Consider the following 21,597-nt stretch of genomic DNA (forward strand, 5'->3'; position numbering starts at 1 on the left):
AAGCTTTTTTTATGTCTTAATCCCACCTATTCCAACGAATGTAATTTGGTTTTGAAAAGTCAAAATCCATCATTTGAAAATCTCTATTATCCAATAAATTTGTCTTGATTAGATTATCGCCTTGTCCAGGAATTGATGGATAATACGACAATGAAAAACGAATATTGTTGAACACAAAATAATCATTTGTCAACATCACACCCAAACTAAAACGCGAATAAATTGGGTTATTATTCAGTATAAATTTTTTGTTATCTCCAATTGCCGCGACCATCGCATTAAAAAATGGCGAAATACGAAATCCTAAAAACTCGTAAGGTGTATAGGATTGCAATTGATACTCGAACATTAATTTCTGTTGACCTGTTAATCCTCTATCCGATTTGAAACCTGCCATTCCCAAATAATCATGTTCATGAAGCGAAAGTTGATCCGCAGGAGAATCTAAACGATCATGTCCCAAAAGATAATTAGTTTTCATGAAGTTTCTGAACTTCCATTTTCCCCAACTTATCAATTTTGCCATATATTGTAATTCTACTGATAGCGTTTTTTGTTCAAATTTTCCTTTATTAAAAAATCCTCCAAACTCAACTCCAAATCCCCAAAAACCAGTATTTAAGAAACCTCCAGCAGAAGCTTTTCCGCCAAGATAATAACGATCAGTTTGGCGAATATTTTGAATACCTCCTATAATTCCCAATGATTTCCCTATCGCAATATCTTCTTCAATATCATAATTGAAAATATATTTTGTTTTGATATATCGTTTCGAAGAAATTCCTATCCCTACTAAATAATTCGTTTGGTCAGAAAAAAAGTTCACAGGATCGTTTTCCGGAGTTGGTGTTTCGGTATAAGATCGATCATAAAATCTCCCTGAGACAATAAAATTGGTAATATTTTCTGAATGACCATCATCAATTCTAAACGCTCTTGCCAACCAATAATCTTGGTAATTATATTTGAAATGATTATCAACCAAAATAGGTTTTTCGAAATCTAATGAATCTTTAAAATATACTTGTCCAACCGAAACTCCACCCGCATAATGCGCTAATGGCGAATAAAAAGGTCGTACAAAACTGATTGATTTTGTATAATGATTGTCTTCATTTTTAAAATATCGTACATTCCCAATAATTCGAGTTTGAGCAATATTTGGAACCGTATAATTAAATTGATATAACGAATTTCCTGTTTTGTAATTGTGACGGTAACGATTATCAAACACATGTCCTAAACCTAAAAAATTTCGCTCTCTAATGCGAATTCCAGCTTTCGAACTCGAAACCGAACCTGTAATAAACATACTCCAAGAGTCAATTGAATTGACATATAAATCAACCGAATCATTCCCGACAGCTTCTTCCTTAATCTCTACTCGACGAATAGAACGATTGCTACGTATTAAACGCTCAGACTCAGCTGCTTTTACAGAATCATATTTATCTCCTTGTTTCAACAACATATTTTGGCGCAACACAAATTGCTTAGATTTCCCGTGTAGTGTATTTCCAGTTCTTTCAATCCATCTTGTCGGTTTTCTCGTCGTGTCCTGCAAAGAATATCCGAATGGGTCTTGTGTTTTGTAGTAAATATTTCGAATAATTTTTCCTTGATATTTTCCATCACCTACATTATTATTGGGCTGAATAGGAAAACTCGTTGGTTTTTTCTTGAATAATAATTTTTGGTAAAACTTTCTAAACTTAGAATGATTTTTATTTTCAATTCTAACTGTATCAATTTTGACACTATCTTCTTGAGCATTAACAATTATGGATAAACTAAAAAATAGTAATCCAAAAAAAGTTAATAATATATTTCTTTTTTTAAGCACACGTCAAGTTATAAAAGTCTAACCGCTTTTACAAATCTAGTTTTCCAATAATTTTCATCAAGAGAAGAAATGATGACACCTTTTGAAGTTGATGAATGTACAAAACTGATTGATCCGTCATGATTAATACTTTCTACAATACCTACATGTGAGATTGAATTTCCTGAAGTATTAAAAAATATTAAATCACCTATTTTAACATTTTCGATTGTAATTTCTTTTCCATATTCAGCTTGATCACTCGAACGACGAGGCAATTCTAAATTCATTTCCTTGAAACTTACATAAACCAGTCCCGAACAATCGAAACCTGTTTTCGTAACTCCACCATATTTGTAAGGTGTTCCTAAGTAAGATTTTGCAGTTTTTAGAATTTTATTTATATCACGAGGCGCACTATCATCAGCATTTTTAGAACGAAAAACCTCTGTAGATTCGTTTTTTTTGGAAGAAGTATAAACTTTTTTAGAACCAGTTTTCTTATACGAAGTTACTTTACTACTTCCACAAGACGTCAAGAATAAACTTGCGATAATAATTGTTGTAAGGTATATATGCTTCTTCATTTTCGGTCCGGTTTTCTTCAACAAATTTTCAACGAATAAATTTACTAAATATTATCTTGCATCACCTCTGTTAACAATTGTTTGGCTCTTAAAAGGCGAACTTTAACATTTGGTAAGGTCAAATTGAGTTCTTCAGCAATCTCTTTGTATGTTTTATCTTCGATATAACGCAATTCTATAATTTTTTGATAAGGTTCTCTCAATTTTGCAATAGCTTTTATCAGCGTGTCATTATCTTGTTTTAAAATCAAATGTTCTTCTGGCGAAGGATGATCTTCTAAAATTTCTAAAAATTTGGTTTCATCATCAAGAGAAATATTCAGTTTTGGAGATTTTCTGATATGATCAATCATCGTATTATGTGCGATAGAAATTACCCAAGTCGTAAAGTCAAAATCTTCGTTATATAATTTCAATTTTGTAAAAACCTTCGTAAACGTTTCTATAGCGATATCTTCGGCTTCTTCTTCGTTTCTAATCTTAGAAAATACATAATGATAAACTTTGTTCCACAAAACCTCTATCACTGCGTTCTGAGCATTTCGTTTCCCTTTTTTAGCTTCTAAAATTATGTCCTCTAATGTCATTTACTAAATCAATTATGATAAATATAACAAAATATATAGTATAAAAAAAGCTTCAATAAAAATATTGAAGCTTAAAATCTGTAGACCCACAGGGATTCGAACCCCAACTAGCGGCACCAAAAACCGATGTGCTACCGTTACACCATGGGTCTGTCCATGATTATTATGTTAAAATTGAAAAGAAAAATTGTAGACCCACAGGGATTCGAACCCCAACTAGCGGCACCAAAAACCGATGTGCTACCGTTACACCATGGGTCTGACTAAATTTTATTTCAATTTTTGCAACTTTTCTCTTAACTAGGTTAGATAAAAATGCCTCAACAATTGCTTATCGAGGCATAAGACTTTTGTAGACCCACAGGGATTCGAACCCCAACTAGCGGCACCAAAAACCGATGTGCTACCGTTACACCATGGGTCTATGTCTTAATTGCTGTGCAAATATAGAAAGGTTTTTTAATTCACCAAAACTAATTTTACAAGTTTTTAGCTAAAACAGACGTTTTATGTGATAAGCTATTGAAAATGAATTTTAAAAAATGATTAAATTTTTTACATTTTTTTTATCAAAGCTTCATACGGATGATTTCGTTCTTGAATTTACGTTTCAAATCTTGCCCACAATCAAAAATCATTTGCTCATTTGATGGAAATGGAGCTGGTCTTCTACCAATCATATTTATATAATCTCGATCCAAAGAACGTCGATCACCTTTGTAAGTTCCGTAAGAATCTCTAAAAATGAACTGACTTGCTAAATTTTTAGAATCGATGGCTTGTTCTTTTTGATTATCGATCAAATAATATTTTGCCGTAATTGCAGCTTCCTTGATGCGTTGTACTTCTTCAAAACGACTTTTTACTGTAATATAACGATCTACCATCACGGGTTTTCCGTCTTTATCTTTTACCACTACTCCATTTTGCACCAATTCTTCTTTACCATCAACAATTTTTTTCTCAAAATTATGCACCTCAATTTTTTCTCGTTCAGGTGAAACATTTATCGTCTCAAAACTTAATTGAATTACATAATCATAAGAACTATTTAATTTTCCTGTATAAAATTCAGTCCAATTAGAATCCAATCCATACGAATTAAAATCTAACAAATCTTTCTCTAATAGTTTAGGAATAACAACTTCTGTGTTGTTCACCAATTGCACCAAAACTTTATACATTCCGTTTGTACGAACCGTATTCATCAAACTACGAGTATCTTTATAATTTGAATAAACACTTTCTAAAACTTGAAACTTTTGATAAGCCGTTTGTGCATTCAGTTTTCCTCCTTGATTTAGAAAAGATTTTCCTTCATCGTACAAAAATTGCGCATACTTTTCTTGAATTGTTTTATAAGCTACTGAATAATCTTTTGTTTTGAAATTATACGTTTTCCCACTAATCAATCTTCCATCAATTCCAGCAATCGTTTTTTGTCTTTCTTGCAAACGATTAATAATTTGATACGCTTCCTGATATTTAGAAGAATTCGTCAACGTTTCGATTTGTTTTAATCTATTTTCATCTTCTTGCTGTCCTTTGTTATAAGCTTCAAAAATTAATGGGAGATATTTGATTCCGTTTTTCTCCGATGGATTTTTGAAGTAGACTTGTGTAGATTGCTCAAAAGCTTGCTGAAAATTACCAGAAACCAATGCTGAATTCGCCGATTTGTACGAATTACAATTTGTAAAGAATAGTAAAGAGAGCGTTAAAGCAAGTAATTTTATTTTCATATTATCAAGGTAAGTTTTTTGTTTTTTAAAAATAAAAAGAAAGCCAATATAAATTCGCTTTTGGTTGATATTTTTTATTCTTCAAAAATAATAGAGTTGTCTCCTAAAGATTTTAATCTTACTAAAGATTCTACTCTAATGTTTTCATTCAGTAAACGATCACGACCTTCTTGAAATGATTTCTCAATTATAAAGCCCATTCCCAAAAGGTTTGCGCCAGATTGTTTAATCAAATCTTCAACACCCAATGCTGCATTTCCATTCGCTAAAAAATCATCAATAAAAATAACATTATCATTTTCATTCAGAAATTGGCTACTTACGCAAACATCGTACGTTCGGTCTTTCGTGAATGAATATACTTGCGACGCATAAAAATCTGCCATTGTTTTAGGCTTAGCTTTTTTCACAAAAACAACAGGCAAATTCAATTCTAATCCAACCATAATCGCTGGTGCAATGCCGCTCGCTTCAATTGTAATGATTTTATTAATGTTTAAATCCGAAAATCGCTGGACAAATTCCGACGCTATTGCTTTCATCAGAACAGGATCCATTTGATGATTAATAAAACTATCTACTTTTAAAATTCCACCATCGAAACTCTTTCCATCTTTTAATATTCTCTCTTTTAAAAGTTCCATTTTAATATTAGTTTTTATAGTTTACTAAAAAGTCAGCACTATGGCTGACTTTATATAATAATTCGTTTATTCCCACTCAATAGTTGCTGGTGGTTTTGAACTGATGTCGTAAGCTACACGGTTAATTCCTTTCACCTCGTTGATGATTCTATTCGAAACGATTTCTAAGAATTCGTAAGGTAATTTTGACCATGTTGCTGTCATAAAATCGATTGTATTAGCTGAACGAACAACTGCTGTATATTCGTACGTACGCTCATCTCCCATTACACCAACCGATTTCACAGGCAATAATACAACGAAAGCTTGAGAAACTTCGTCGTATAAATTATGTGCATAAAGCTCGTCAATAAAAATTTGATCAGCTTCTTGTAAAATACGTACTTTTTCTTCGTCTACTTCGCCTAAAACACGGATTCCTAAACCTGGTCCTGGGAAAGGATGGCGGTAAACTAATTCACGAGGAATACCTAATTCTACTCCAACTTTACGTACCTCATCTTTGAATAATTCGCGTAATGGTTCTAATAATTGAAGTTTCATATCTTCTGGTAATCCACCAACATTGTGATGCGATTTGATTGTTGCAGAAGGTCCTTTTACAGATTGCGATTCGATTACATCAGGATAAATAGTTCCTTGCGCTAAGAATGCTGCATCTTCAAATTTGTTCGATTCTTCATCAAAAACAGCCACAAAATCTTTACCAATTGATTTACGTTTTGCTTCTGGTTCATCGATACCTTTCAAATTTGTTAAGAAACGTTCTGAAGCATCCACCATTTTGATGTTCATGTTGAAGTGTTTTCCGTAATTTTCCATTACTTTCTTCCCTTCATCTTTTCTCAATAAACCAGTATCAACAAAAATACATGTTAATTGATCGCCAATTGCACGATGAATCAAAACCGCAGCAACAGAAGAATCAACACCTCCAGAAAGTCCTAAAATAACTTTTTTATCACCAACTACTTCTTTTATACGAGCAATTTCTGTTTCGATAAAATCTTTTAAAACCCAATTCTTTTCAGCTTGACAAATATTGAAAACAAAGTTTTCTAACATTGTTGAACCATATTCTGAATGAGTTACTTCTGGGTGAAATTGTACTGCAAAAATCTTTTTATCTTCGTTTGCGATTGCCGCAATATCTATGTTTGATTTTCCTGAAATTGTAAATCCAGTTGGCGCTGTCATTACTTCGTCGAAATGGCTCATCCAAACTGTAGATTGTTCTGGAACACCTGCAAATAAACTGTTTTGATCTAAAACTGTTAATTCAGATTTCCCATATTCACCTTTTTCACCTTTCTTAACTTCTCCGCCTAATAAGTGCGAAATCAATTGCATTCCGTAGCAAATTCCTAAAACAGGAACGCCCATTTCGAATAATTCTTTTTCTACCAAAGCGGCTTCATCTCCAAAAACTGAAGAAGGTCCTCCTGATAAAATAATTCCTTTTGGATTGTGTTTTTTGATTTCTTCGATTGAAGTGTTGTAGGGAATAATTTCTGTGTAAACTCCAAATTCTCGAATTCGGCGTGCGATTAATTGATTGTATTGCGAGCCAAAATCTAAAATAATAATTCCTTGCGTCATTGTGTTTGTCTTTGTGCAAAATTAAGTGAAATTCGGCGCAATCGCAATTTTATTCCAGTCAAAATTTACTGCTTTTCGACAGATTCTTTCATAAATTTAACTTCTTAATCTTTAGATAACGTCAAAATCCTTTAAACAAAATAATTTTACTTCGAAAAACAATTCATCATGAAAAAATTTATATTTACTGCCTTAACAACCTTTATGCTTACAAATATGGCAAATGCTCAAAAAATTATTGCTCATCGCGGTTATTGGGACACCGAAAACAATGCAAAAAATTCGATTAAATCTCTAAAATCTGCACAAGAAATTGGTGCTTATGGTTCTGAATTTGACGTATTAATTAGTGCTGATAATGTTTTGATGGTAAATCATGATGATCATTACCAAGGTCATACAATAGAAACTACAAATTCTTCTCTTTTAAAAACGTTGAAATTAGCTAACAACGAAAATATGCCAACTTTAGAAGAATATTTTGAACAAGGAAAAAAGAATAAGAAAGTTAAATTAATTTTCGAATTAAAACCTCACTCATCAAAAGAAAATGAAGATCGTGCAGTAAAAAAAGCAATTGAAATCATCAAAAAACATAAAGTAGAAAAACAAGTTGAAATCATTTCATTTAGTAAAAACATTTGTGATGAATTCAAGAAATTAGCTCCAAAATTTCACGTTTCTTATTTAGCTGGAGATTTGTCTCCTCAAGAAGTAAAAGCGAGAAATTGGAATGGAATTGATTATCATTATAGCGTTTTTCAGAAAAATCCTACTTGGGTGAAAGAAGCAAAAGATTTGGGCTTATTGGTTAATGTTTGGACAGTTAACGACCCAAAAGTGATGCAAGAAATGATTGATATGAAAGCTGATTATATTACAACTAATAAACCTTTGATTTTAAAAGAAATTTTGACTAAATAAATTAGTATATTTAGCGGAATAAGAAATCATTTTATGTCTCAACTTAACTCATTCGAAATCTATTCATTTACAACATTAAACCAAATTCATAAAGACTATATTTTTAAAATTTGGAACAACGAATATCCTATTAATTTGGCTTTTGAGAGTTTACAGGACACCGAAAATTATTTGAATAGTTTGATTGAAGCGAAACATTTTTTTGCTGTAGATGAAAACAATCAAATGCGAGCTTGGGCGGTTATTTTTGAAAGAGATTATGAAAAATGGTTTGCAATAATTGTGGATAGCGAGTTGCATCAAATTGGTTTGGGACGTAAAATTCTTAATCGATTAAAAACATTTTCGACAGAACTAAATGGTTGGGTAATCGACCATGAAAAAGATACAAAAGCGAATGGAGAGCCTTATTGTTCTCCGTTGGCTTTTTACATGAAAAATGATTTCAATTTACTTCCTGAAATTCGTTTGGAATTAGAGAAAATTTCTGCGGTTAAAATTAATTGGAGAGAGTAATAAAACAAAAAAGAGAAGCTTATTAACTTCTCTTTTCTATTTTATTCTCCTAAAACCTTTTCCAAATCAGTGCTTCCTTGTATATTTCGCATTTGTCGCTCTATATGACTAGCGCGTCTACTGATAAAAGACGAAGGCGGATTCACATTATATTTTCGTGGCAATGGCAAAGCTGCTGCAATTCGAGCCGCTTCATTTTTGGTTAAATCTTTAGCTGGTTTATTAAAATAATATTCTGAAGCTGCTTCAACTCCAAAAACACCAATTCCCATTTCCGAAGTGTTCAAATACATTTCTAAAATACGTTGTTTGCCCCAAATTTTTTCGATCATAAACGTAAAATAAACTTCCAATCCTTTTCTCAACCAAGAACGACCTTGCCACAAAAACACATTTTTCGCTACTTGTTGAGAAATCGTAGAACCTCCACGAAGTTTTTTCCCTTCTTTATTTTTTTCGATCGCTTCTTGTATTCCATCCATATCAAATCCATTGTGTACAGGAAACTTTTGATCTTCGGAACCAATTACAGCCAATTTTATATTTCGTCCCATTTCTTCATAGGAAATATAATCGCGCTTAAATTTTCCTTGTTCAAAACCTTGCTGAACTTGCGTAATCGTGAACGGCGGATTAATCCACTTTAACACAACAATGTATACAAAATGAGCTACAAAAAGATAAAGTACAACCTTACGAATAAATTTAAACATTTTATTTCTTTAAATTATGAAAGCAAAGTTATACGATTTATTGAATTTTGGAAATAAAACTACTACCTAATTCTATCTTCTTCTTCATTTACTTTATTCTCTTTCGAGATGGTTTTATTTAATCGGCCAAAATTATATTTAACACCAACAGATAGTTCTTGATAATCGACTAAAAATAGATTTTTAGAACTAATTTTATCATAATTTAATGTTTCGCTAAATTTCATTTGCTTGAATAAATCATTGAAACGAATAGAAAAATCAAAGTTTTTGTATGACTTTGTCAATCCAAGATTGACGATAATTTGAGAATTTCGATAATAAATCCCTTCTATTCGTTTGCTTAACCAATATCCATCAACCATAAAATTGAAATCTTTTCCCAATTTGAAATTATGATTAGAGTATAAATAGATATACGGAACAGATTTTTTAAGAACAGCTTTTTCATCAATTATTTTACTATAAATCATAGCTAAACTAATTTGTGTTGACCAAAATTTATATTCGAACGGAACATCCAAGCCAACAGAAAAATTCTCTTCTTTTTCGAAATTAACCGTTGTAAATGTTGAAATATTTCGTTCATCATCATAAATTAACGTATAATTCATCGGATTTTTACTTTGATAATACGTCATATTCATGTTCCATTTTTTTAATGAATAATTCGCAGAAAATGTGTCGGTGTAAGTAGGTAAAATATTAAAATTCCCGCTGTATTCAATATAAGGACTTCCGTATAAATTCCCTGAAGAAAGGGTGCTGTAATTCGGTCTATCAATCGTACGTTTGTAATAAATTGTCAACGCATCTTTATTCTCAAAAGTGTAATTAATTTCTGCATTCGGAAACCAATCGATGTATTTTTTATCAATATCCGAAAGTTGTTTTATTTCATCAAAACCGTTAGAATTGGTCGTTTCTGTTCTTAATCCAACTTTATAATTCCATTTTTCATAGTTTTTTGTGTATTGCAAATAGGCTGCAAGATTCAGTTCTTTGAAGTTGTAAAGAAATTTTTCTGATGGTTTTTGAGGAAAAAACGTTTGATTAGTTGTTTCTGATTTTGCATGCGTAAAACGTCCTCCAAATTCAATCTTTTGATCAGATTCAAACTTTTTCTCAACATCAAATTTTCCAGCAAAAACCTTAAGACGATATTTTTGATAGCGCGATTGATTGTATTCGATATCATTTTCATTTATCTTATTGTAAAAATCATATATCGTTCCTGTGTTATAAATCGTGTATTGCAAACCTGCTAAAATACTTGCGTCAATTGATTGAATATTTTTATTATAATTCACCAAAGTATTCACAAAATTTCGATGATTTTCATTATCATTTAAGGTTAAAATAGATTGATTTTCACTATTTTCTGAATATTCTGTTTTGGTATCAATCAAACCTTTATCTTTTCTGAAATTCGAATTAATCGCGAATGAAAGATAATCTCCAGTTTCATTTAATTCCTGAAAAAAGCTTGTGTTTACAATAAAATGTGGACGTTTAGTCTGCGATTTTATGAAATAATTGGACTGAATATTTTTGTCTTTTACGCGATAATCGAATCCATTTCCTTCCCAAGGATTTAGTTGATTATAAGATGCATTCAATTTAAATTCACTTTTGTTTTTACGAATTTGAAAAGTCGAATTGAAATAATTATTAAACTTTCTTTTGAACGATAATGTTTCTTGCAAAGTCAATTTTAAACCTTCTTTTTTACTTTTCTTTAGATTAATTTTTACGACAGATTTTCCATTTGCTTCATATTTCGCTGAAGGGTTTTTGATGATTTCAATCGATTTTATGTCCTCAATTGCTAAACTCGAAATGGTAGAAAAATCAACTTGTTGATCGTCCAAATACAACAAAGGGTTTCCTTTTCCAATAATTGTCAATGTTTCTTGATCTGCGCCTAACATGACGCTTGGTAATTTTGAAAATAATTCTTTAGTTGTAGCAAGTTTATTAAAATTTGAATTGGCGACATCAATAGTATAATTGCCATTTTTTATTTTGAAAGTTTCTTTTTTTCCATTGATTACAACTTCATTAATTTGTACAGTTTCATCAATATTTAAGTAAAATGTTTTATTCTCGTTCAAATAAAAAGGTTCTTCATCTTGAATTTTATTATCATAAATAACTGAAATTGAATAAGTTTTTGGTTCTAAATTTTCAAAGTTAAAATTTGAATTTTTAGTTTCAATTGTTTGAATAACATTTTGAAATTCATCGTGTAAAATAACTTTAGCGTGAATTGTTTTTGACTCATTTTCTGATGAAATATTTCCTGTAATCGAATATTTTTCTTGTGCAAAAGCAAAAGAACTAATCAAAATGAGAATTAATTGTAAAAATTTCATAATAAAATTGTGTTGATTATTGTTTTACTTACATTTAGAGGAAGTAAAATTTTTGTTTGAACAATTTTAATTTATATTTTTAAATGTTTTTTATCAACTTGGTGTCAAATGATAATTGTTTACAATGTTATTCAAATTAAAGAAATACAATATGTTACGTTTTATAATTTCGGAAAATAGTTTTCTTAAATTTATCACAGTTATTCTATTCATATTCAGTTCAATAAATATGTTTGGAAAAACACAAAATGATAAAGCTGAAATTTTACGTCAAAAAAATAATGATTTGGTTGAAGAAAATCTTCGAATTATTGATTCTACGATTTCAACAGCTTATCGATTGAATGATAAAGTTGTGTTGAGTGAAGCTTATATCGAAAAAGGAAATTATTTTTTGGAGCAACGTAATTACAATAATGCTTTGAAAAATTTTACCATTTCGAAACAACTATCAACCGAAATAAAAGATGATTTTACATTTTATTCTTCGCTCGTCGGAATTGCGAAAACAAAAGAAAGCTTGCATGAAACCAACGAATCTATAACGTTGTACGAAACTTCTTTGCCTTATTTTGAAAAGCATAAAGAGCAACCAAAATCGTTCAGCATTTATCTCTCAATTCTTGGGAAATTGTCTTATTTATATAGCAAAACAAATCATCTGAACAAAAGTGATTATTACAATAAAGTTGAATTATCCGAAAACATAATATGACAATACTATTTTTCTCTAAATTGCCTATTTATAAGGTTTTATAGAATGTTAAAGTTTCAATCTGAAGTACTCTAACGCATTGAAATCCTTGATTTGTTGTACCAATTGTTGTACCTTAGAATCACGTTACATTCGTTTGCATCAGCAAGTTACAAAAAAAAATCACTTGATTGCATTCGTTTATAAAAATAGATTTTTAAACCATAATTCAAAATCCAATGGCTTCAATCAAATTAGTACTTCGCACCAACCAAGAAGATAAAACAGGGCACAGTCCATTGTATATCCGGTTAATCAAGGATCGTAAAACAAAATTTATAGCAACTGGAGTAAAGTTGAAAGAAAACGAATGGGATGATGTCAAACAAAAAGTAAAACGCAATTATCCCAATTCAACGAGAATGAATGCTTTCTTATCTCAAAAGATTGCAGATGCAGAAGCAATGGTTGCTGATAACGAGCGAAAGCGTGGAAATATCTCCGCTAAGCGATTAAAAGAAGCGATCAAAGGAAAAGATATTAAGAATTTCTTTGAATATGCTTACGAGCGTTGTGAACGTATCAGAGGGAATGTATCACCTCAAACCTATAAAGCTTATAAAATGAATATTCAAAAGTTCGAGAAGTTTTTAGGTACAAACGAAATCTACTTTGAAGATATCACAGTAACAGTTTTAAATGATTATGTCAATTTTATGAGCAATCGTTTAAAGAATGGTTCTACAACTATGCATTATGCTTTAAATATTCTGGCGATAATGTTTAAAGATGCCATTCGTGAAGAAGTCATCACTTTAAATACTTATCCATTTGCGAGTGTAAGAATCAAAAAAGACAAGAGTACAAGACTGTTTTTAAACAAAGAACAAATAGAGCAGCTAAAAAATCACAAGAGTTCATCTGGTCAAACAGATACGTATTTCCGTGATATGTTTATTTTCAGTTGTTATGCGGGTGGATTACGTTTTGGTGATGTCGTTACCTTACAATGGAAAAACTATGATGAAAACGAACAACGTATCAGATTAAACATTCGTAAAACGAAACGTTCACATCAATTCAAAGTAGGTCAATCGGCTTTAGAGATTTTAAACAAATACAAGAAAGAAACTTCCGAATCAGATGATTTTATTTTTCCAATCATTTCAGAAGCAAATTTCTTCGAACAATCCAACGAATACCAACTAAAAGTAATAGCTGCCAAAAATACTTTATGTGGTCAGAAATTGCGTAGAATCGGTAAAGAATTAGAATTTCCATTCTCGTTATCATTCCATTTAAGCCGACATACATTTGCAACCCAAGCTTTAGCTAACGGAATGCGTATTGAGTACGTTTCAAAATTGTTAGATCACTCAGATATTGGAACAACTCAAATCTATGCAAAAATCGTAAACGACGAATTAGATAAAGCAGTAGAGCAATATATAAAATAAGAAAGCAAATAATCTCTCCAGCGACACATTTTGTCTTTGTAATATATTAATTTACATCAAATTACACTATAAAAGGTTAAATGCTAAAACTTAATTTATGATGAAGTATTTGATAAAAGAAACTGTACAATTCAAAGAGTTTACACAAGTTGCTTTACACAATGTAAAGTCAGAAGAATTTGATATTATAGAGGTTCAACCTCTTACAAATGACGGGTATTGTCAAGCATTAATTGACAAAATATTTGAGATTTCTCATTCTGAAATTGCTGATTTTATCAAACATCAACTTTTATATGCAAAAGATAAGCTACATTGGATTAATAAGTTTGAAAAGTTAGTTTCAGTAAATGAATTTCTGTTTGAAAAAGGAAGAAATAAAACTCGTTTAATGAAAATTTATACTTCAACAGAAATAATTCGATTAAGTTTATATAAACCAATAGAGATAAAAGACGAGGACAAACCAGCACCAAGATTTATAAATGCCGAATCAGAAGAACGCTATTTTTCATTCACTAAAACGAGTAAAGAAGTTGATTTAATCGATGATTATTGTGATAAAATTCTATTTCTAACCAACGAAAAATACGAGTATGAACAAGCGAATATTCATTTTATTAATCCAAAATTAAAAGACTACGCTGAACAATGCGAAAAGAAAATCAGTCAATTACAAAATACAAGATTAATTAAAGAAGAATTAAAAGACAATCAACTTGAGAAAATGATTTATAATAAATTTAGGTTTTATGGAAATGTCAATCAACTGGTTGATATATTTTATCAAATGTCCAGAGAACTTTTTGTAGATGGAAAACCATTTTTAGATGGAAATCTCAATGATATCGCAAAAGTAATTGTGTCCAATTTTGTTGATAAAGATGGAAACGAATTAAGCCTAAAAACCGTTCGAACAATTTTAACTCCATCACGAGAAGATAAACGACCAAACATAAATAAGCGAATAGATATAGATAAATTGCTTTAAAGCATTCAATCCTAACTTACTCAGTTAGGATTTTTTTTGCTCAAAAAGGTCTTATTCAAAAAATAGCAAGTCTTTAACCAATCATAGATAAACAGTTAGTTTCAAAATTATTTTGGTCTTACAAGACCAACTTAAGACCTGGCGACTTTTTTTTCTATACTTCATTTGCATCATAATCTTAAACAAATAAGAAAATGGAAGCAATCATTTTAACAAAGGAACAATACGATGCGATCGTATTCCAATTAGAAGAAATCACTAAAAAATTAAACAAAGCATTAGCAGCTAAACAAGAAACATTTATGGATAACCAAGAGTTTCTAATGCTAATGAAAATTTCAAAACGTACAGCTCAAACGTGGAGAGATGAAGGAAAGGTTTCATTCTGTCAAGTAGGCAACAAAATCTACTACAAAATGTCCGATGTCGAAAAGTTATTGAACGAACACTACAACAAATCATTCTCTAACAAACGCTAAAAATTAGAGTATCGGCATCTAAATCAAATTGGCATTACAATTCGCAGACGAGCGTCAATCCATTGAGAGAAGCGCAAAAATGTTTACCGACCATCGGGAATGATTTAATTCATTCCCGAAGTGAAAAGGATTTTTAGCCTAAACGATTTTAAGCCTTGACTTTTTTGTTTCGTTTTTGTGTCAAGACAAATCCGAAGGATTCATGAATACATTATTTATAAAATAATAAACCAATGAATAAAAATGAAAGTAAAGAACAATTCATTTTACTTTTTACATAATACATAATACAACAAAATATGAAATTCACCCTATTCCAAAACTTCAACGAGGTAATAAACACCATACCAGTTGAGCAAATCGTAACAGAAATCAAAGAAGGAACATACAAAAGTCAAATTTTGTATTTAAGAAAATCCTTAGAACAAGGAAAACTAGAACCATACGAAAAAGCAAAAAAATCATTACTAGCTTTTACACCAAGTGCAACATTCAAGGGAGGTAGAAAATTAGACTACCTCCAAAATTACAATCAAATAATCGTACTGGATATTGATAAAGTTGAGAAAAATAAGCTTGCCGAAATCAAACTAAAAGCGACAGAATTAAGTACAACATTTGTTGCATTTATCAGTCCATCAAACAACGGATTAAAGCTATTCATCAAGGTTTCAACGAATCAAGAAGAACACAAAAACACGTACAACATTGTCAAAGAATTTTACGAAAAAGAGTTAGAAATTGAAATCGATAAATCCGGAAAAGACATCACCAGGCTATGCTTCTACTCCTACGATCCAGAAATCTTTTTCAACCCAAATGCTGAAATTTTTTCTTGTTATTCTGAACAAAATTGTCATTTCGAGCTTGTCGAGAAATCTAATTCAGTTAGTCATCCTGAACTTGTTTCAGGATCTCATAACACGAATAAATCTAATATCTCAAATCTCAATACTACAGATCTATTATACGAACATTGCGTCCGATTCACAAAACAGAAAATGGATTACGTCGAAGGAAACAGAAATAACTTTGTACATCAATTAGCGTGTAACCTAAACCGAAAAGGAATCAGTTATGCAGAAGCATTAGGCTTTATTTTATCCGATTACAATTACAACGAAATCGAAGTAATGAATGCAGTCAAAAGTGCGTACAACAATACACACGAATTTGGTACTGATAAGGAGTATAAAACACCGAAAACAAAGGAAACTACAAAACCGAAAAGTAGTACAACAAACGAGGAAGAAGTCGATGATGACGAAGAAAAACCTGCTGCCATCGAACGATTGGAAATGTACCTGAATAAAAGGTACAACTTTAGGTATAACATCGTAACAGGAAAGCTCGAATACAAAAAGGTTCGAAACCAACTGTATAAGCCTATAACAGATTTTGTAGAAAACTCAATTCTTAGAGAAGTTCTAAAAGCTAAAGTCAAATGCAGCATTCAAGGATTACGTTATTTATTGATGTCAGATTATGTCGAACAATTTGATCCATTCAAAGAGTATTTTTCAACCTTACCAGAGATTAATAGTGAAGTCGATTACATCACCGAATTAGCCAATACCATAACAACTACCAATCAAGAATTATGGTTAGAATGTTTCAAAAAATGGTTTGTTGCAATGGTAGCTTGTGTTACGAATGAAAAAGTAGTCAATCAAACGGTAATTGTATTCAGTGGTAAACAAGGAATAGGAAAAACAACCTGGATGGAAAAGTTAGTACCAAAACCATTAAAAGACTATTTGTTTTCAGGAACGATTAATCCCAATAACAAAGACACATTAATCCATTTAGCTGAATGTATGCTCATCAACCTAGACGAATTAGAAAACCTAAACAAAACAGAGATTGGATCATTAAAAGAAATCATTACCAAATCCCATATCAGAATGAGAAAAGCATACGGACACAACAACGAAACATTACCTCGTCGAGCATCTTTTGCAGGTTCGGTAAATACCGCTCAATTCTTAAACGATACCACAGGTTCACGTCGTTTCTTATGCTTTGAAGTTGAATTCATTGAATACCATCACAACGTCAATTTAGATTATTGTTACAAACAAGCTTTGCATTTAATAGATCAAGGATTTAGATATTGGTTCAACAACGAAGAAATTAAAAACATCAACCAAAATAATGAGAAATACCAAATCAAAACCCCTGAAGAAGAATTGCTATTAACCTGGTTCGAGAAGGCTGATAAAGAAACAGCAACAGCATTTCTAAACACAACCCAAATAGCAACTCGATTAGCTTATTTCGGTAATATTAATATCAATAATGCCACGATTATGCAATTGGGTAAAGCGTTAAAAAAATTAGGGTATTTAAGAGTGATAAAAGGGAAGAATTATGTTTATGCCGTCAAAGAAAAAGATTACGATCAAGTTCAAAAAGAGTCTAAATTTTTAGAGGATGAATAAATCAAACAGGCATAACAATTCGCAGACGAGCGTCAATCTATTGAGAGAAGCGTAAAAATGTTTACCGACTGAAAGGAGCGATTTAAACATTTTAGTGAAACGAAATGATGATTGACCATCGAGAATTGAAGCCTTGATTTTTTGATTACTTTTTTATCAAGAAAAAAGAAATTAATAAAATGAACATAAATAAATCAGATACTTTATGGTTTAAAAGATGCCTAAAAAATAGCTTAAGTTTTATTCAAAATTATCTTACGGAAGATAATACCTAAACAAGTAAAATTTACATTCAATTACTTTAAACTTCATTATTTTTCACGCCGTAACTTCCGTAAGTAGTTTTCACCAAAAGAAAAAATTGTAAAATAACCAAAATAAAAAACTGGAAACATTAGCTATAATCAAAGTAAAGGAGAACACACCGTTCTCCTTTTTGCATTATATTCTTCGTTTAAAACAGTTTTTTCTAAACCTCAAAAAACAAAAAAATGTTTTTGTTCATATTTACTTACGGAAGTTACGGTTATATTTCATAGTATGTAAATTCATTTTTTAATCAATTATAATTACCTATTAATAGGTATTGATTTAAGTAGAATGGTTATAAATTAAATTGCGTAAGTGTTATGATTATTAAATTTTTATAATTTTGGTAATTAATTAATTAATCTTTATTAATATGTCAAATAAAAAATTTAATAAACTAGCTAAAAAAGCAGCTTCAGTTTTTGGAGTAGCAATAGCAGCATTGACTTCTACAAATGCAACTGCTCAAGAATCTCAAAATGATTTTGATTTTTTAAATAATACAGAGAATTCTATTTCTGTAAAAAAGAACAAACCTATGCCTATTTTAAAGTTGAATCCATTCAGCCCAGAAGATAGCTTATTTGTTGCTAGTCATAGCTCTCACAGTTCTCATAGATCACATAGTTCTCACAGATCACATAGCTCACACTATTCTTCTAGATAATGAAAAAAATTGAATTTAGATTAGATTCTAATTTATATTCTAAAGATGCTATTTTCAAATGTGTTTATTGGTATTCAAATGAATTTAATATCAATATTTCAATGATTGAAAATAGCATTTATTTTTTAGAATTAGAACCAAAACAGGAAATCTCAGAGGAGAAATATACTAGTACTATAAACAAATTAAATCAAGATTTAATTGATTTTAATCTTAGAGATATTATTACTAAAGAAACTCAAAATTTAAGGGATTTATTAGTAGCAAAAGCGTTTTCTAATGGTGAGTATGATGAAGAGCCTCCTGGTGAATATTCAGACCCAGTTGGATTTAAGCTTAATTAAATGGAAAATACACTAAAGAAGAAAACACGAAAGTTTGTTGATTATGAAACATTCAATTTGAATGATACAATCAACTATCAACTTATGCCGTTTAAATTCCACAGATTGAGTAATGGGAAAGAACTAATTGTTAATGAGGTTGGTGATTATTTAGTCGTTGAAGATGGTACTGTAAACAAAATTGTAAAAAGAAAAATAAACAAAGTTGATGATTTAGAGCTTTATGCAGACCTTGTTTCAAATTTTTTCATTTCTGAAGAAAAAATTAGTCCATTAATTGATGTTTTAGCCACTCGTTATAGAACTAAAAAGCATTTTCTAAATTATTTTACAGGTTTACACATTTTTGTAGTTTCATTAAGATGTGAACATACGTGTCAATATTGTCAAGTATCAAGAGTAACTCAAGATAAGGACAAATTTGATATGTCTTATGAATATTTAGATAAAGGTATTGATATAATGTTTAAATCGCCGAACCCTCATTTAACAATGGAGTTCCAAGGCGGTGAAGCATTATTAGCTTTTGATAAAATTCAATATGCAGTTTTAAAAGCAAAAAAGATTGCTGAAGAAAAGGAAAGAGAGTTAACGATTGTAATTTGTACAAATCTTGCTATTGTAAATGATGAAATATTAATGTTTTGCAAAGAGCATAATATCTTAATCTCAACTTCATTAGACGGTCCGAAATTCATACACGATAAAAATAGACATAAACCTCACGCTAGTAGTTACGACTTAACAATTCAAGGAATTAATAAAGCAAGAGAAATTTTAGGAGAAGATCAAGTTTCTGCATTAATGACAACTACAACTCTTTCATTAGATTACCCTAAAGAGATTGTAGATGAATACATAAATATGGGATTTGAAGGTATTTTTTTAAGAAATATAAGTCCTTATGGTTTTGCTTTAAGATCGAAAACCTCAAAATACGATACAGAGAAGTTTTTAGAATTTTATAAGATTGCTTTGGATCATATTCTAGAATATAATTTTCAGGGTAAAAACTTTAGGGAAGATTTAGCTTCTATTTTCTTAACGAAGATATTAACTCCTTTTAATGTAGGATATGTTGATTTACAATCACCTGCAGGATTAATTACAGGAGTAATTGTTTTTAATTATGATGGGGATGTATTTGCAACAGACGAAAGTAGAATGTTAGCTGAACAAAAAGATTATACTTTTAAATTAGGTACATTAAACGATTCATATGAGGATATTTTCTTCGGTGAAAAAGTGGAAGAAATTACTGAAGTATGGGCAAACGAAGGTTTGACAGGTTGTTCTGAATGTGCTTTACAATCTTATTGCGGTGCGGATCCTGTTCACAATCACGCTACACAAGGGAATATGTATGGTTATAGACCTACAAGCGATTTCTGCAAAAAGAATATGGCTATTATTACTTATCTAATTGAATTAATGGAAAGTAATCAAGAAGTTAAAAAGATTTTTGAAAGTTGGATTAGATTTTAGAATTATGTTATTAAAAGTCAAAGGTAAAGCAGTATCAATAGATGAAACTATTGTAGGGAAAGTAACAAGAGATCCTAATAATTTTGAAAAAGACTATATATTAATTTCTAATAATTCATCTGATTTTAATTCAAATAGATTTAAATCAATACTTACAGAATTAAAAATTGAAGATTCTAGCTCATATTATTCTAATATAATTCATTCAATACCAACATTAGAATATATAAGCGAAGGTGATATTGTAGCTGTTAATTGTGATGGAGTTATAAATACATTATATCGAATAGATAGCTATCAAAATTCAATTCTAGCGACAGAGAGATGTAATAGCAATTGTTTAATGTGTTCACAACCTCCAAAGGATCGTGATGATGTTGAATATTTATTCAATGTTTATAAACAAATGATTCCTTTAGTACCTAAGGATTGTTTAGAATTAGGAATTTCAGGAGGTGAACCAACTTTAATAGGTGATTATTTCTTTGATTTAATTGAATTAATAAATGAACATCTTCCACAGACAGAAGTACATATATTATCTAATGGTAGAACATTTGCCTGGAATGAATTAGCTGAAAGATTAAGTAAATTAGATACGTCAAGAATTATGATTGGAATACCATTGTATTCAGATTTTTATCAAATTCACGATTATATTGTCCAAGCTGAAAATGCATTTTATCAAACAATTTTAGGTATTCATAATTTATCGCGTTATAACATTCGAGTGGAAATACGAATTGTTTTACATAAACAATCAATTGGTAGACTTGAACAATTATCAAACTATATCTATAAAAATTTACCTTTTGTTTCTCACGTTGCTTTTATGGGATTAGAGAATATAGGTTATACTCCACATAATATTGATAAACTATGGATTGATCCTTATGATTATAAGGATACTTTAGAAAAATCTGTCAGATTTTTAGGTGAAAAAGGAATAACTACATCTATATATAATACACCATTATGCTTAATTCCAGAATCTATTTGGGAATATAATCGTAAATCAATTTCAGATTGGAAAAATGAATATCTTGATGAATGTAAAGTCTGCACTAAATTAGATGAGTGTGGTGGATTCTTTAGATGGAATTTAAAGAAACATAGTGATTACATTAAACCATTTCGAGAAGTAGAATATAAAAATACATTTTAATTAACTATCTCCTTAATCAAATTGATCAAGGGGATTCTTTTTTAATCACCAGGTTT

General features: G+C 30.4%; 19 protein-coding genes and 3 tRNA genes. 11 read left to right on the top strand and 11 right to left on the bottom strand.

Annotated features, from left to right (window positions below):
- Positions 1–16 precede the first annotated feature (16 nt).
- From B4E95_RS04230 to guaA, 9 genes are all read right to left on the bottom strand, one after another.
- Positions 17–1,843 carry a hypothetical protein gene (locus B4E95_RS04230; RefSeq protein WP_291090179.1) on the bottom strand — a complete coding sequence of 609 codons (1,827 nt, stop codon included), beginning with the start codon at positions 1,841–1,843 and terminating at the stop codon, positions 17–19.
- Between the two features lie 8 nt (positions 1,844–1,851).
- Positions 1,852–2,409 (bottom strand): C40 family peptidase, encoded by a 558-nt coding sequence (locus B4E95_RS04235; protein WP_038334631.1) that lies wholly within the window; start codon positions 2,407–2,409, stop codon positions 1,852–1,854.
- Between the two features lie 44 nt (positions 2,410–2,453).
- Entirely contained in the window at positions 2,454–2,996 is a 543-nt protein-coding gene (locus B4E95_RS04240) for an RNA polymerase sigma factor (RefSeq protein ID WP_291072190.1), read from the bottom strand.
- Between the two features lie 81 nt (positions 2,997–3,077).
- Positions 3,078–3,148 (bottom strand) — tRNA-Gln (locus B4E95_RS04245).
- Positions 3,149–3,186: 38 nt separating this feature from the next.
- A tRNA-Gln gene (locus tag B4E95_RS04250) sits at positions 3,187–3,257 on the bottom strand.
- 92 nt (positions 3,258–3,349) lie between these two features.
- Positions 3,350–3,420 (bottom strand) — tRNA-Gln (locus tag B4E95_RS04255).
- Positions 3,421–3,565: 145 nt separating this feature from the next.
- Positions 3,566–4,738, bottom strand: coding sequence for a hypothetical protein (locus tag B4E95_RS04260; protein WP_291090181.1), 1,173 nt, complete (start codon positions 4,736–4,738; stop codon positions 3,566–3,568).
- Between the two features lie 74 nt (positions 4,739–4,812).
- On the bottom strand, positions 4,813–5,382 hold the full coding sequence (xpt, locus tag B4E95_RS04265) for a xanthine phosphoribosyltransferase (RefSeq protein WP_038334617.1): 570 nt from the start codon (positions 5,380–5,382) through the stop codon (positions 4,813–4,815).
- A 66-nt stretch (positions 5,383–5,448) separates the two neighbouring features.
- Entirely contained in the window at positions 5,449–6,981 is a 1,533-nt protein-coding gene (gene guaA / locus B4E95_RS04270; protein WP_291090184.1) for a glutamine-hydrolyzing GMP synthase, read from the bottom strand.
- A gap of 168 nt (positions 6,982–7,149) precedes the next feature.
- Between guaA and B4E95_RS04275 the strand changes: the two genes are divergently transcribed.
- Together B4E95_RS04275 and B4E95_RS04280 are read left to right on the top strand one after the other, a co-directional pair.
- Positions 7,150–7,905 (top strand): glycerophosphodiester phosphodiesterase, encoded by a 756-nt coding sequence (locus B4E95_RS04275; protein WP_291090187.1) that lies wholly within the window; start codon positions 7,150–7,152, stop codon positions 7,903–7,905.
- Between the two features lie 33 nt (positions 7,906–7,938).
- A complete protein-coding gene (locus B4E95_RS04280; RefSeq protein ID WP_291061899.1) occupies positions 7,939–8,421 on the top strand; it encodes an N-acetyltransferase in 483 nt (160 codons plus the stop codon).
- A gap of 41 nt (positions 8,422–8,462) precedes the next feature.
- On the opposite strand, the gene mtgA is transcribed toward B4E95_RS04280, so the two are convergent.
- Positions 8,463–9,134, bottom strand: a complete 672-nt coding sequence (mtgA, locus tag B4E95_RS04285; RefSeq protein ID WP_291061901.1) for a monofunctional biosynthetic peptidoglycan transglycosylase — start codon at positions 9,132–9,134, stop codon at positions 8,463–8,465.
- A gap of 62 nt (positions 9,135–9,196) precedes the next feature.
- Entirely contained in the window at positions 9,197–11,509 is a 2,313-nt protein-coding gene (locus tag B4E95_RS04290) for an outer membrane beta-barrel family protein (protein ID WP_291090190.1), read from the bottom strand.
- A 229-nt stretch (positions 11,510–11,738) separates the two neighbouring features.
- Between B4E95_RS04290 and B4E95_RS04295 the strand changes: the two genes are divergently transcribed.
- The 9 genes from B4E95_RS04295 (at position 11,739) to hxsC (ending at position 21,541) form a co-directional block, all read left to right on the top strand.
- Positions 11,739–12,224 carry a hypothetical protein gene (locus tag B4E95_RS04295; protein ID WP_291090193.1) on the top strand — a complete coding sequence of 162 codons (486 nt, stop codon included), beginning with the start codon at positions 11,739–11,741 and terminating at the stop codon, positions 12,222–12,224.
- 218 nt (positions 12,225–12,442) lie between these two features.
- Positions 12,443–13,660, top strand: a complete 1,218-nt coding sequence (locus B4E95_RS04300; protein ID WP_280038298.1) for a site-specific integrase — start codon at positions 12,443–12,445, stop codon at positions 13,658–13,660.
- 97 nt (positions 13,661–13,757) lie between these two features.
- Positions 13,758–14,651 (top strand): hypothetical protein, encoded by an 894-nt coding sequence (locus tag B4E95_RS04305; RefSeq protein WP_291090195.1) that lies wholly within the window; start codon positions 13,758–13,760, stop codon positions 14,649–14,651.
- A gap of 194 nt (positions 14,652–14,845) precedes the next feature.
- On the top strand, positions 14,846–15,130 hold the full coding sequence (locus B4E95_RS04310) for a helix-turn-helix domain-containing protein (RefSeq protein ID WP_038335637.1): 285 nt from the start codon (positions 14,846–14,848) through the stop codon (positions 15,128–15,130).
- 299 nt (positions 15,131–15,429) lie between these two features.
- Positions 15,430–17,571: a VapE domain-containing protein gene (locus B4E95_RS04315; protein WP_291090198.1), complete on the top strand. Its 2,142-nt coding sequence runs from the start codon at positions 15,430–15,432 to the stop codon at positions 17,569–17,571.
- 682 nt (positions 17,572–18,253) lie between these two features.
- Positions 18,254–18,547: a hypothetical protein gene (locus B4E95_RS04320; RefSeq protein ID WP_038335640.1), complete on the top strand. Its 294-nt coding sequence runs from the start codon at positions 18,254–18,256 to the stop codon at positions 18,545–18,547.
- Positions 18,547–18,891: a His-Xaa-Ser system protein HxsD gene (gene hxsD, locus B4E95_RS04325; RefSeq protein WP_038335641.1), complete on the top strand. Its 345-nt coding sequence runs from the start codon at positions 18,547–18,549 to the stop codon at positions 18,889–18,891. Before B4E95_RS04320 ends, hxsD begins: the two co-directional genes overlap by 1 nt.
- Complete coding sequence (gene hxsB / locus B4E95_RS04330) at positions 18,892–20,376, top strand: His-Xaa-Ser system radical SAM maturase HxsB (RefSeq protein ID WP_291090202.1); 1,485 nt, start codon at positions 18,892–18,894, stop codon at positions 20,374–20,376.
- Positions 20,354–21,541 (top strand): His-Xaa-Ser system radical SAM maturase HxsC, encoded by a 1,188-nt coding sequence (gene hxsC / locus B4E95_RS04335; protein WP_201772830.1) that lies wholly within the window; start codon positions 20,354–20,356, stop codon positions 21,539–21,541. The genes hxsB and hxsC overlap by 23 nt, the downstream gene beginning before the upstream one ends.
- Positions 21,542–21,597 lie beyond the last annotated feature (56 nt).

Origin of the sequence: Empedobacter sp. UBA7494 (assembly GCF_002478465.1) — a bacterium.
Classification (GTDB): domain Bacteria; phylum Bacteroidota; class Bacteroidia; order Flavobacteriales; family Weeksellaceae; genus Empedobacter; species Empedobacter falsenii_B.

Excerpts from the sequence above, each read along its gene's own strand:
- B4E95_RS04305 (WP_291090195.1), top strand. The coding sequence starts at position 13,758 with ATGATGAAGTATTTGATAAAAGAAACTGTACAATTCAAAGAGTTTACA.
- B4E95_RS04320 (WP_038335640.1), top strand. The coding sequence starts at position 18,254 with ATGTCAAATAAAAAATTTAATAAACTAGCTAAAAAAGCAGCTTCAGTT.
- xpt (WP_038334617.1), bottom strand. The coding sequence starts at position 5,382 with ATGGAACTTTTAAAAGAGAGAATATTAAAAGATGGAAAGAGTTTCGAT.
- B4E95_RS04315 (WP_291090198.1), top strand. The coding sequence starts at position 15,430 with ATGAAATTCACCCTATTCCAAAACTTCAACGAGGTAATAAACACCATA.
- hxsD (WP_038335641.1), top strand. The coding sequence starts at position 18,547 with ATGAAAAAAATTGAATTTAGATTAGATTCTAATTTATATTCTAAAGAT.
- hxsB (WP_291090202.1), top strand. The coding sequence starts at position 18,892 with ATGGAAAATACACTAAAGAAGAAAACACGAAAGTTTGTTGATTATGAA.
- guaA (WP_291090184.1), bottom strand. The coding sequence starts at position 6,981 with ATGACGCAAGGAATTATTATTTTAGATTTTGGCTCGCAATACAATCAA.
- B4E95_RS04290 (WP_291090190.1), bottom strand. The coding sequence starts at position 11,509 with ATGAAATTTTTACAATTAATTCTCATTTTGATTAGTTCTTTTGCTTTT.
- B4E95_RS04280 (WP_291061899.1), top strand. The coding sequence starts at position 7,939 with ATGTCTCAACTTAACTCATTCGAAATCTATTCATTTACAACATTAAAC.
- B4E95_RS04295 (WP_291090193.1), top strand. The coding sequence starts at position 11,739 with ATGTTTGGAAAAACACAAAATGATAAAGCTGAAATTTTACGTCAAAAA.
- B4E95_RS04310 (WP_038335637.1), top strand. The coding sequence starts at position 14,846 with ATGGAAGCAATCATTTTAACAAAGGAACAATACGATGCGATCGTATTC.
- B4E95_RS04240 (WP_291072190.1), bottom strand. The coding sequence starts at position 2,996 with ATGACATTAGAGGACATAATTTTAGAAGCTAAAAAAGGGAAACGAAAT.
- B4E95_RS04260 (WP_291090181.1), bottom strand. The coding sequence starts at position 4,738 with ATGAAAATAAAATTACTTGCTTTAACGCTCTCTTTACTATTCTTTACA.
- B4E95_RS04235 (WP_038334631.1), bottom strand. The coding sequence starts at position 2,409 with ATGAAGAAGCATATATACCTTACAACAATTATTATCGCAAGTTTATTC.
- B4E95_RS04275 (WP_291090187.1), top strand. The coding sequence starts at position 7,150 with ATGAAAAAATTTATATTTACTGCCTTAACAACCTTTATGCTTACAAAT.
- mtgA (WP_291061901.1), bottom strand. The coding sequence starts at position 9,134 with ATGTTTAAATTTATTCGTAAGGTTGTACTTTATCTTTTTGTAGCTCAT.
- B4E95_RS04300 (WP_280038298.1), top strand. The coding sequence starts at position 12,443 with ATGGCTTCAATCAAATTAGTACTTCGCACCAACCAAGAAGATAAAACA.